Raw genomic sequence first — 11,545 nt, forward strand, 5'->3', positions numbered from 1 at the left:
CTTTTCTTATTTTGTGTATTACTTATAAAAAATTCCGCAATTCCTTTATCTCTTCGGGATTTGCTGTTTGGCTATTATCTGTAATGGCTGACGAATGGTAAAAAGTAGGTTCTAATTTTTCCTGTAATAATTTAATATTCGAAGATCGTAGGCCTCCTCCGGGCATAATCTCGATTCGGTCTTTGGCAAGTTTCTGAATCATTTCTAAATCATCAATTCCTTCCTCTACATTTTTTCCACTTCCAGAGGTTAGGATGGTTTGAAAACCGCAATCAATAACATCTTCAAGAGCCCGTTCTATCGAATTAACACTATCGAAAGCACGATGAAAAGTACAGGAAAGCGGACTGGCCAAATTGACTAATTCCTGATTTTGTTTTTTATTGACACTTCCCTCAGGATTTAAAATCCCAAAAACAAAACCATCAACACCCAATTTTTTCAGGTGTTTTATATCTTGCTTCATTTCTGTAAATTCTTCATCAGTATATACAAAATCCCCTCCGCGAGGTCTTATGATGACATGCATTTTAATTGATAATTTTTCACGAACTCTTACCGCCAAAACAGCATTAGGTGTTGTTCCGCCAAGTTGCATGTTTTCGCATAACTCAATTCTATCTGCACCACTTTGCTCTGCAATCAGTGCCGATTCGTAATTGAAACACGCTATTTCCAGTTGATTTTTTTTCATTTTGATTAAAATAATTTTCTAATGAGACCTAACAGATTTTAAAAACCTATTAGATCTTAATTTGCAATTTATAAAAAAAACCTGCTCCAAAAAAGAGCAGGTTTTAAAATATAATGCAAGATGAATTAATTTACCATTTAATAATAGCACTTGCCCAGGTAAAACCACTACCAAAAGCAGCCAAAACAACTGTATCTCCCGATTTGATTTTTCCTTGTTCCCAAGCTTCTGTCAAAGCAATCGGAATTGAGGCTGCGGTTGTATTACCGTATTTCTGGATATTGTTATGAACCTGATCATCCGTTAGTTTGAATTTGTTTTGAATGAATTGTGAAATTCTCAAATTCGCCTGATGCGGAATCAACATGTCAATATCAGAAACTTGCAAACCGTTTGCTTCTAAACCTTCATTGATTACCTCTGCAAAACGAACTACTGCATTTTTAAATACAAATTGCCCGTTCATGTATGGGTAATAACTTTCGTCATTTGGGTCGTTATCTGCTAGAATATCCGTTACCCAACGCGCTCCCATTCCTGGCGCCTGCAAAGCTAATTCCTCTGCATGTTGTCCTTCTGAATGTAAGTGAGTAGATAAAATTCCTTTTGTCAAATCTTCTTCACGGCTTAAAACCGCTGCTCCTGCACCATCTCCAAAAATTACCGAAACTCCACGTCCGCGGGTTGTCATATCTAATCCTGTAGAATGTACCTCAGAACCAATTACCAAAATATTTTTATACATTCCGGTTTTAATATATTGATCTGCGACAGAAATAGCATACACAAATCCCGAACATTGATTTCTAACATCTAATGCTCCAACTGTTCTTAATCCTAAATCGCGTTGTACTAAAACCCCAGGTCCTGGAAAATAGTAATCCGGACTTAATGTAGCAAAAACCACAAAATCAATATCTTCTTTGGCTACGCCAGAACGTTCTATAGCAATTTTAGCTGCTTTTACTCCCATTGTTGTTGTGGTATCTTCTCCACGAATAATATGTCTTCGTTCCTGAATTCCCGTACGCTCCTGAATCCACTCATCATTGGTATCAATAATCTTAGACAAATCGTCGTTGGTTACAACATTTGAAGGAACATAATATCCTAAGCCCGCTATTTTTGAATGATACATCTTATTTTATTATTTGTTAAAAATTTGGATTGCAAATTTAAGTATACTTTAAATCATTAGCGTACAAATTAGTGTTTTTTTCGTAATTGACAATTTAATATACTTTAATTATATATTCAATTAAGACTATTTACATTTTGAAAAATCAGTTTTTATAGCAAAATGATGAAAAGTATGAAAAATAACGTTTAAAATGTAACAAGATTGAATTACTTTAGTCAAACATAACGAATACCATTTTTAAACTTCTAAAATTCAAATTATGAAATTAAAGGTTACACTCCTATTATTTCTTAACGTCGGCTTTTTTGCCTTTGCTCAGGAAAATTTAACCTATCAAAAACCTTCTAAATCGATATTAGATTTAGCCGATTACGAAAAAGCTCCAACAGTATCTATGGACACTAAAAAGGAGAACATGTTACTAATGTATAGAAACACATATAAAACATTAGACGATTTAAACCAGGAAGAACTTCGTTTAGGCGGCCTTAGAATAAATCCGGTAACTAACATATCGAGTACAGTAACTTACATTATCAATCTTAAATTAAGAAAGATTAGCGGGAAGAACGAAATACAGGTAGCAGGTTTACCCGACAATCCAAAAATAAGCAACATTTCATGGTCACCAAATGATAAGAAAATTTTGTTCTCGCATACTACAAATTCAGGTGTAGAACTTTGGGTTATAGATGTAGCAACTGCAAAAGCAACAAAACTTACTGATGCCACTGTAAATGCAAACCTAGGCAATCCGTTTAGCTGGTTTTTAGACAACGAAACTATTCTTGTAAAAATGCTTCCTAAAAACAGAAAGCCTTTATTGGATTCCAAAAAAGATTTACCAACAGGTCCAATCATTTCAAGCACATCAGGAGCAAAATCGCAAAACAGAACCTATCCTGACATGTTGAAAAATCAAAATGACGAAATTAATTTTGAGAACATCATCACATCAGAATTGTACAAAGTAAACCTTAACGGAACTGCTACTCTATTTAAAGAAGCAGCAATGTATGCCGGAGAAAGAATTTCGCCAGATGGTAATTTTATCATGATAACTACAATCCAGAAACCATTTTCATACGTTGTTCCTTTAAACAGATTTCCATCTAAAACAATTGTTTATGATGCAAGAGGAAAAGAAATTAAAATCGTTAATGAAGTTCCTTTAAACGAAGTAATCCCAAAAGGTTTTATGGCAGTTAGAAAAGGAAAAAGAGAAATGACCTGGAGAAATGACAAACCAGCGACATTATCTTATGTTGTAGCTTTAGACGAAGGAGATCCAGCTAATAAAGTTGATTTTAGAGATGAAGTTTTTTTATGGGAAGCTCCTTTTACAAACAATGCAACAACTTTGGTAAAAGTACCTCAACGTTACAATGACATTATTTGGGGTAATGACAATACTGCTTTTCTTACTGACGAATGGTACGACACGCGTAATACAAAAACGTATTTAATTAATCCGTCAAACCCGGCTCAGCAACCAAAAGTAATTACAGATCGAAACCAACAAGATGTTTACTCAGATCCGGGAGTTTTTGAAACTAAAAAGAATGAATACAATAAATATGTTTTAGCCATCGAAAAAGACAATGCATACCGTATTGGTGAAGGATATACAAAAGAGGGACAATTTCCTTTTATTGATGAATTCAATTTAAAAACACTACAGGCAAAACGTGTATATACTTCGACCTATAAAGATAAAAAAGAAGATTTATTAGAAATTGAAGATTTAAAATCAGGTAAAGTTTTAGTTCAGATTCAGTCTAAAAGCGAGTATCCTAATTATTACTTCAGAAATATTAAAAAACAAAATAGCCTGACGCCTATTACTTCTTTCCAAAATCCGTTTGAAAGTATTAAAAACGTGAGCAAAGAAGTAATCAAATACAAACGTAAAGATGGTGTTGAACTTTCGGGAACTTTATATTTGCCTGCAGGTTATGATAAAGCAAAAAAAGAGAAATTACCTTTGTTAATCTGGGCATACCCGGCTGAATACAAAGACAAAAACAGCGCTGGACAATCGACTCAAAACTCAAACGAATTTACGTTTCCTTATTACGGATCTTTCGTTTATTGGGTAACCAAAGGATATGTGGTTCTTGACGATGCCGCTTTCCCGATTATTGGTGAAGGAACGACAGAGCCTAATGACAATTTTATACCACAACTGGTAGCTAATGCCGAAGCTGCAATTGATGCCGTTGATGCTTTAGGGTATATCAATCGTAAAAAAGTAGCTATCGGAGGACATTCTTACGGAGCTTTTATGACTGCAAACTTACTTACACATTCAAATCTTTTTGCCTGCGGAATTGCCCGAAGCGGAGCTTACAACAGAACCTTAACTCCATTTGGTTTTCAGAGCGAACAGCGTAATTACTGGGAAGCTCCTGAGGTTTACACTGCAATGTCTCCTTTTATGAATGCAGATAAAATGAAAACACCACTTTTATTAGTTCACGGTGAAGCGGATAATAATCCAGGGACTTTTACTTTGCAGACAGAACGTTATTATCAAGCTCTAAAAGGTTTGGGAGCAACTACAAGAATGGTAATTTTACCAAAAGAGGCACATAGTTATGTTGCCAAGGAAAATATCTTACACCTGCTTTGGGAGCAAGATCAGTTTTTAGAAAAATATTTAAAAAACTAGATTTTTCAGAATTAACCATAAAAAAGAAACCCGACAGTTTTTAATCGCTGTCGGGTTTTTATTTTCAGATAAAAAATTATCTCATTTTCTAATGGACAAATTATTTAATTACAGGTAATTTAAACCTAAAAATATTTCCTGTTCAAGAGGCAAATCAATTTCACTTTCAAAAAATATTAATTGTCTTTTATAAACTGTTTCAATCAGATAATGATTTCCTCTAAAATAAGTTTTTCTAATTTTTACCGGCAAATTCGATTCGGCAACCATTTTAAACTGATGTGGGTAAACTAAAGTCTTGTGCGTTTGATCTTCATAAGAAAGCAGTAAATGAGTCGGAACTTCATTTACTTCTCCAAAAAGTGATGCTACATATTTAGTTTCAGGATCTTCGTAAATTTTTGCCGGATTATCTTTTACGATAACTTCTCCGTTTCGCATTACAATTGCCTGATCTGCAAACGACAAAGCATCTGTACTATCATGCGTGGCAATAATACAAGTGATTCCTTTTTGTTTTAAATATTTAAATAAATTTCGGCGTAAAGCATTTTTACGAAAAGCATCTATTTGGCTAAAAGGTTCATCAAGTAAAATTACTTCTGGCTCTAAAGCCAAAACTCTTACCAGTGCAACCCTTTGTTGTTGTCCTCCGCTTAAAAACTTCGCTTTTACATTCGAAAATTGCTCCATTTCTACCATTTCTAACAATTCCTGAACACGAAGTTTTTTCATATTCGCAAAACCATTCGAAAGAAACTTACCAACGTTTTCAGCTACAGTTTCAAAAGGAGACAAATCAAAATCCTGAGCCAGATATTTCATATAAGGCATTCCGGGAATCAAGTTGTATTTAGGCCCTAAAATAGGCTTTTCGTTATAAAAAATTTTACCTTCATTTAAATCATATAATCCATATATTAATTTAAGAAGCGTACTTTTTCCGCAGCCGCTTTCACCAATAATAGCAATATTTTCTCCTTTATTAATAGTAAAAGAAACGTTTTTTATAACAGGGTTTTCGGTATACGAAAAAGAGATATTTTGAATGTCCAGCATGGGTTATATTTGAAAGCACAAATTTACAATGTTTAATTTCTAAAGTCAAAAAAAAGCTGCTTCAATTATGAAACAGCTTTTAAGAAATTTTATTGCGTTTGAAACTTATTTTCCAGCTTCTGCTTTTGCATCGTTTACCATTTTATCGTTTGCAGTAATTGAGAATTCTACACGACGGTTTTGTGCTCTTCCTTCTGGGGTATCATTAGTTGCAATAGGATCAGCAATTCCTAAACCTGAAGTTTTGAAACGGCTTGATTTTAATCCTTTTGAAGCCAAATAAGCTTGCACAGAAGCAGCTCTTTGTCCTGAAAGCGTTAAATTGTATTCCGGTTTTCCTGTATTATCAGTATAACCAAAAATTTGAATATCAGTATCTCCATACTCATTAAATACAGGAACTAATTTATCCAAGTTTGCTTTTGCCTGAGTTGTCAAAGTTGACTTGTTAGTGTCAAAACGAACAGAGTTTTCATTTAAAGTTAAATGAATTCCTTCACCTACTCTTTCTACAGAAGCACCTGGCAAAGCCTGATCAATTTCACGAGCTTGTTTGTCCATTTTGTTTCCAATAAGCGCTCCGGTTCCACCACCTACGGCAGCTCCAATTGCAGCACCAAGAGCAGCGTTTCCACCACGTCCTAAATTATTTCCTAAAATACCACCAATAAGTCCACCGGCAACTACTCCAATACCTGCACCTTTTTGTGTGTTATTTGCGTTTTTTACTGAATCACAACTTGTAAAGAAACTTACTAATACAAGTAAACTACTCAAACCTAAAACTGTTATCTTTTTCATATTATATATTTTTAATTTTAATTAGCTCTTTGAAATTGGTAAACAACGTCTTTTACTTGTCCTCCAACATTAATATTATCGATTAACTGAAAAGAAGTTTCAGTCACACTTCCAACTTTTAACAAGTAACCATCTCTTACTTTCTTTGCTTTAATTCCAGCATCAAGAATCTTAAGTACAAACATACCCTGATTATTAATACTCCAAACAATTGGCGAACTAAAACCAGTACAGCTTGGCGCAGTCAATGCCATTGTTCCTTTGTTGTTATTTGAGATAAAGCCCCATGTACTACCAATAAAGCACTTAGAATCAGCAAGATCAAAAGAATTCACTTTGATGTATTCAGAACCAGGATAAGATACATTGGTTAAAACCCAATTTCCTTTAAGAGCGACTTGAGTAGATTTATCAAGTTTAGTCGATAGCGTAGTAGCTTCAGTTGAAGCCGTAGTCGAAGCTGATTTACACGCGAATAACATCGTGGCGATCATGCAAATGAAAATAATTTTCTTCATTTTGTACATTTATTTAAGTTAATACTTACTTATTTAACAATTATTATACCACAAAGATACAATTCATAAGAATATCTTGTGTTCCAGAATCTAATTATTTTCTTTCAAAATTAACACTTACGACATTTTGTCACTTAAAATGCAATTGGTATTCTATTTGAAGAAATGAGAATCATCACATTAAACTAAAAAATTAAAAAAATATGACAACAGGTAAAATTAATGTTTCGGTAGAAAACATCTTTCCCTTAATCAAAAAGTTCTTGTATAGCGATCACGAAATCTTTTTACGTGAGTTAATTTCCAACGGTACAGATGCTACTTTAAAATTAAAACATTTAATAAGTATTGGTGAGGCTAAAGTTGAATATGGAAATCCTTTTATCGAAGTAAAAATCGATAAAGAAGGAAAAAAAATTCACATTATCGACCAGGGTCTTGGTATGACAGCTGATGAAGTAGAGAAATATATTAACCAGGTTGCTTTTTCAGGAGCCGAAGAATTCCTTGACAAGTACAAAGATTCTGCGAAAGATTCTGGAATTATTGGTCATTTTGGTCTTGGATTCTATTCAGCATTTATGGTTGCTGAGAAAGTTGAAATCATCACAAAATCATACAAAGATGAACCAGCTGCACACTGGACTTGTGACGGAAGCCCTGAATTTACTTTAGAGCCGGCTGACAAAATTTCACGTGGTACAGAAATCATCCTGCACATTGCCGAAGATTCTCTTGAATTTTTAGAAGATTCAAAAATCAGCGGATTATTAAACAAATACAACAAGTTTATGCCTATTCCGATTAAATTCGGAACAAGAACAGAAACACTTCCAAAACCGGAAGACGCTCCTGAAGATTACGTAAACGAAACTCTTGAAGTAGACAACATCATCAACAACCCTAATCCGGCATGGACAAAACAGCCAACCGAATTATCTGATGAAGACTATAAAAATTTCTACAGAGAATTGTATCCAATGCAATTTGAGGATCCGTTGTTTCACATTCACTTAAATGTAGACTATCCGTTTAACCTGACGGGAATTTTATACTTCCCTAAGTTAGGATCTGATATGCAAATTCAGAAAGACAAAATTCAATTGTATCAAAACCAGGTTTACGTTACCGATAACGTAGAGGGAATTGTACCTGAATTTTTGACAATGCTAAAAGGGGTTATTGACTCACCGGATATTCCATTGAACGTTTCCCGTTCAGGATTACAGGCAGATGGTGCGGTTAAGAAAATCTCTAACTATATTACCCGTAAAGTAGCCGATAAACTAAAAGCTTTATTTAACGAAAATCGTGCTGATTTTGAAGCTAAATGGAATGATATTAAAATCGTTTTAGAGTACGGAATGCTTTCTGAAGATAAATTCTACGAAAAAGCGGGTGCATTTGTTTTATACCCAACTGTAGATGACACTTACTTTACTCTTGAAGAATTAAAAGAGAAACTAAAAGAAAACCAAACCGATAAAGACGGAAAACTAGTCGTTCTTTATGCAGGAAACAAAGAAGCGCAACACTCTTATATTGAAACAGCGAAAGAAAAAGGATACGAAGTATTGCTTTTAGATTCTCCGATTATCTCACACTTGATTCAAAAAATTGAAGGTGATAACAAAGATGTAACTTTTGTTCGTGTAGATTCTGATCATATTGACAACTTAATCAAAAAAGACGAAAACACGATTTCTAAATTATCTGACGAAGAAAAAGAGACATTAAAAACCTCATTAGAAGCTTATATTCCTAAAGCATACAGTGTACAACTAGAAGCTATGGATAGCCAGGCAGCTCCGTTCATTATTACTCAACCTGAATTTATGCGTAGAATGAAAGAAATGAGTCAGTCTGGTGGCGGTGGAATGTTCGGAATGGGAAATATGCCAGAAATGTACAATTTGGTAGTAAACACCAATTCTGATTTGGCAACCAACATTTTGAATACTGAGGACAAAACACATCAGGAACACTTGGTAAAACAAGCTTTAGACTTAGCTAAATTATCGCAAAACTTATTAAAAGGAGAAGCTTTGACTGCTTTTGTAAAAAGAAGTTTTGAAATGATTAAATAATATTTTTCATAAAACAAACGTTTTAAAATCCTGTAGGCCAAGCTTACAGGATTTTTTTTTGTGCCCTCACTTTTTTTATTACATTTGAATGCCTTATCAATCTAACAATTAACAAAAACCATTATGAAAAAAACCGCTATTTTATTACTGGCTATTTGCGCAACAGGATTTACTTATACTTCTTGCTCCAGCAATGACGAAAACAAAACCAATCAGCCAGATGTCTCAACACTTGGAGCATCAATTGCAATTGATGCCACCACAGAAATGGATATTAAAACCGGATTATTGGTTTCTACAACATCTTCTCCAACAGGCAAGCCAGCCGAAACCGCACCGGGGCTTTGTGCAACTGTTACCGTAACACAACAAAGTGCCGACTCTTATCCAAAGGTATTTACAGTAGATTACGGAACTACAGGCTGTACCGATAATACAATCATAAAAAAAGGAAAACTAAAAATTACAGTTTCAGGACCAGTTACAACAACAGGAAGTAAAATGACGATCGAAAGAATCGATTATTCTATTACCGGAATAAAACTTGAAGGAACAATTGAATATATCAACAGCACAACCGTCCCAACTGTACCGCAGTTTACCAGAACAGTAACGAATGGGAAATTTACAGATTTAGCTGGAAGAGTTTATCTTAATACCGGAACAGTTACCATAAAACAAACTGCAGGGGTAGATACTCCATTTGTTTTAACGGATAATATCTACGAAATGCCACAAGGAACTCATACCGTAACGGCACAAAACGGAGAAAAACTAACACTTACTGTTCAGGAAACACTCATAAAAAAATACTCTTGTGAATTTATTTCTAAAGGAAGCCTGAAGGTTCAGGGCGGAATATTAAATGGAATTGTTGATTACGGAAACAATGACTGCGACAGCAAATACACTTATACAAACGAAAACGGAACTTCATTTAATCTGGTAATGTAATTTACTAATTTTAACAAAATTCAAGAATCCCAATTTAGAAATAGATTGGGATTTATTTTTTGCAAAATTTAAACACTACATCATTACATTCAAACTATTTTCTTTATTTTGCAGCAAAATCTAAAAAACCAATGAAAAAATCAATTATCGCTTTTGTTACACTCGCACTATTAGCATCTTGTAGCAAAAAAGAATCTACCGACAACTTGCACCTTACAGGAAATATAAAAGGATTAAAAAACGGGACTTTATACATTCAAAGAATCGTTGATACTTCTCTTGTAGCTATTGACAGTATTAAAATAGACGGAGACTCTTCTTTTGAAAGTGACATTAAACTGGAATCACCTGAGGTACTTTATTTATACCTGGATCGCGGAGTTACAAATTCATTAGACAATAACATCTTGTTTTTTGCAGAACCAGGAAACATCAATATCGACACTAACTTAGATAACTTTATTTTTAGTGCAAAAATTACCGGATCTAAAAATCAGGAACTATATGATGAGTATAAAAAAATAAACTCTCGTTTTAATGATGAGAGCCTTTCTATGGTTGAATCAAGATTTAAAGCCATAAAAAGACAGGATCAAAAAGCAATAGACAGCATCGACGTAAAACAAGAATCTAATATCAAAAGAAAATACCTGTACACTACAAACTTTGCTCTTAACAATAAAGATCACGAAATAGCACCTTATATTGCGTTATCAGAGATTTATGACATCAATATCAAATTCCTTGATACGATTCAAAAATCGATGACTCCTAAAGTAGCACAGTCGCTTTACGGAAAAAAACTAACCAAATATGTTGCCGACATTAAAAAAGAGCAGCAAAAACAATAGTACATCACTAATAAAGCAAAAAGTCCTGAGAAATCTCAGGACTTTTTTGCTTTATTAGCAAACTCCAAATTTTTAAAACTCCAAATTCCAAACTACAACGAACTAACTTTATAATTGAATTGGAATTTGGGATTTTTAAAGTTTGATTTTTATTCCATTTTATCTTCCCAACAATGCTCCGAACATAGAAAGAACAAATATTAATCCGTACAATACTAAAATTGCCAGCATAAAAATACCGATAAATTTGTAATGTGACTTCAAATAACCGAAAGAACTGGTTAATGCTTCGGTATCATTGTCTCTAAAAGCTTTTTTAGCATTAGATGCAAATTTGAATAAATAATAAACCGGGAAGAAATAAATTGCTGCAATAATAAAATATACTATTCCCATTACTACCGCAAAAGAACCTCCCATAGCACTGGCTCCAGGAATAGCAGTTCCCATTGCTGCGAAAAATGTCCCTGCAAAAACAGCAATTAACATCATAAGTCCAATACCCACAAAACCTACTATCGATAAAAAGTAAGCCCATTTTGCGGTTTCTTTTAAAAAGTCTTTTGCAGATTGATCGAGTTGCAACTCAAATTTTTCAAAAACTGAATTTTCTTCCATTTGTTATATGTTTTGGTTAAGAAACAAACATAAGAAAAATATTGTTACAATTTTCACTAAAATTTTGTATTGATCACCAAAGTCTGGGGTAAAAAATAATTTCAGTTTATTCCAAAAAAAAACCACCACTAAAAAGTGATGGTTTTACGTT

The 11,545-nt window shown here is 33.7% G+C and carries 10 protein-coding genes; 4 read left to right on the top strand and 6 right to left on the bottom strand.

The annotated features are described in order from the left end of the window. Positions 1-22: 22 nt before the first annotated feature. Together IRZ78_RS12805 and IRZ78_RS12810 are read right to left on the bottom strand one after the other, a co-directional pair. Complete coding sequence (locus IRZ78_RS12805; protein ID WP_194616912.1) at positions 23-694, bottom strand: copper homeostasis protein CutC; 672 nt, start codon at positions 692-694, stop codon at positions 23-25. 130 nt (positions 695-824) lie between these two features. Then, on the bottom strand, positions 825-1,832 hold the full coding sequence (locus IRZ78_RS12810; RefSeq protein ID WP_055093260.1) for a beta-ketoacyl-ACP synthase III: 1,008 nt from the start codon (positions 1,830-1,832) through the stop codon (positions 825-827). 262 nt (positions 1,833-2,094) lie between these two features. Between IRZ78_RS12810 and IRZ78_RS12815 the strand changes: the two genes are divergently transcribed. After that, positions 2,095-4,506 carry a prolyl oligopeptidase family serine peptidase gene (locus IRZ78_RS12815; RefSeq protein WP_194616913.1) on the top strand — a complete coding sequence of 804 codons (2,412 nt, stop codon included), beginning with the start codon at positions 2,095-2,097 and terminating at the stop codon, positions 4,504-4,506. Between the two features lie 108 nt (positions 4,507-4,614). Here IRZ78_RS12815 and IRZ78_RS12820 read toward each other — a convergent pair whose 3' ends face one another. The 3 genes from IRZ78_RS12820 to IRZ78_RS12830 form a co-directional block, all read right to left on the bottom strand. Beyond that, entirely contained in the window at positions 4,615-5,565 is a 951-nt protein-coding gene (locus tag IRZ78_RS12820; protein WP_194616914.1) for an ABC transporter ATP-binding protein, read from the bottom strand. A 105-nt stretch (positions 5,566-5,670) separates the two neighbouring features. Beyond that, positions 5,671-6,366 carry an OmpA family protein gene (locus IRZ78_RS12825; protein WP_194616915.1) on the bottom strand — a complete coding sequence of 232 codons (696 nt, stop codon included), beginning with the start codon at positions 6,364-6,366 and terminating at the stop codon, positions 5,671-5,673. A gap of 17 nt (positions 6,367-6,383) precedes the next feature. After that, entirely contained in the window at positions 6,384-6,884 is a 501-nt protein-coding gene (locus IRZ78_RS12830; RefSeq protein ID WP_194616916.1) for a lipocalin family protein, read from the bottom strand. Positions 6,885-7,087: 203 nt separating this feature from the next. Here IRZ78_RS12830 and htpG point away from each other — a divergent pair, with 203 nt between their 5' ends. From htpG to IRZ78_RS12845, 3 genes are all read left to right on the top strand, one after another. Further along, on the top strand, positions 7,088-8,971 hold the full coding sequence (gene htpG, locus IRZ78_RS12835; protein WP_194616917.1) for a molecular chaperone HtpG: 1,884 nt from the start codon (positions 7,088-7,090) through the stop codon (positions 8,969-8,971). A 123-nt stretch (positions 8,972-9,094) separates the two neighbouring features. Further along, on the top strand, positions 9,095-9,925 hold the full coding sequence (locus IRZ78_RS12840) for a hypothetical protein (protein ID WP_194616918.1): 831 nt from the start codon (positions 9,095-9,097) through the stop codon (positions 9,923-9,925). A gap of 131 nt (positions 9,926-10,056) precedes the next feature. Next, positions 10,057-10,776, top strand: coding sequence for a DUF4369 domain-containing protein (locus IRZ78_RS12845; RefSeq protein ID WP_194616919.1), 720 nt, complete (start codon positions 10,057-10,059; stop codon positions 10,774-10,776). Positions 10,777-10,935: 159 nt separating this feature from the next. On the opposite strand, the gene IRZ78_RS12850 is transcribed toward IRZ78_RS12845, so the two are convergent. Next, entirely contained in the window at positions 10,936-11,394 is a 459-nt protein-coding gene (locus IRZ78_RS12850) for a DUF5362 family protein (RefSeq protein ID WP_194616920.1), read from the bottom strand. Positions 11,395-11,545 lie beyond the last annotated feature (151 nt).

The sequence above is a fragment of the Flavobacterium sp. CSZ genome, assembly GCF_015350725.1.
In the GTDB taxonomy this organism is placed as follows: Bacteria; Bacteroidota; Bacteroidia; order Flavobacteriales; family Flavobacteriaceae; genus Flavobacterium.

Excerpts from the sequence above, each read along its gene's own strand:
- IRZ78_RS12845 (WP_194616919.1), top strand. The coding sequence starts at position 10,057 with ATGAAAAAATCAATTATCGCTTTTGTTACACTCGCACTATTAGCATCT.
- IRZ78_RS12810 (WP_055093260.1), bottom strand. The coding sequence starts at position 1,832 with ATGTATCATTCAAAAATAGCGGGCTTAGGATATTATGTTCCTTCAAAT.
- IRZ78_RS12840 (WP_194616918.1), top strand. The coding sequence starts at position 9,095 with ATGAAAAAAACCGCTATTTTATTACTGGCTATTTGCGCAACAGGATTT.
- IRZ78_RS12815 (WP_194616913.1), top strand. The coding sequence starts at position 2,095 with ATGAAATTAAAGGTTACACTCCTATTATTTCTTAACGTCGGCTTTTTT.
- IRZ78_RS12830 (WP_194616916.1), bottom strand. The coding sequence starts at position 6,884 with ATGAAGAAAATTATTTTCATTTGCATGATCGCCACGATGTTATTCGCG.
- IRZ78_RS12805 (WP_194616912.1), bottom strand. The coding sequence starts at position 694 with ATGAAAAAAAATCAACTGGAAATAGCGTGTTTCAATTACGAATCGGCA.
- htpG (WP_194616917.1), top strand. The coding sequence starts at position 7,088 with ATGACAACAGGTAAAATTAATGTTTCGGTAGAAAACATCTTTCCCTTA.
- IRZ78_RS12850 (WP_194616920.1), bottom strand. The coding sequence starts at position 11,394 with ATGGAAGAAAATTCAGTTTTTGAAAAATTTGAGTTGCAACTCGATCAA.
- IRZ78_RS12820 (WP_194616914.1), bottom strand. The coding sequence starts at position 5,565 with ATGCTGGACATTCAAAATATCTCTTTTTCGTATACCGAAAACCCTGTT.
- IRZ78_RS12825 (WP_194616915.1), bottom strand. The coding sequence starts at position 6,366 with ATGAAAAAGATAACAGTTTTAGGTTTGAGTAGTTTACTTGTATTAGTA.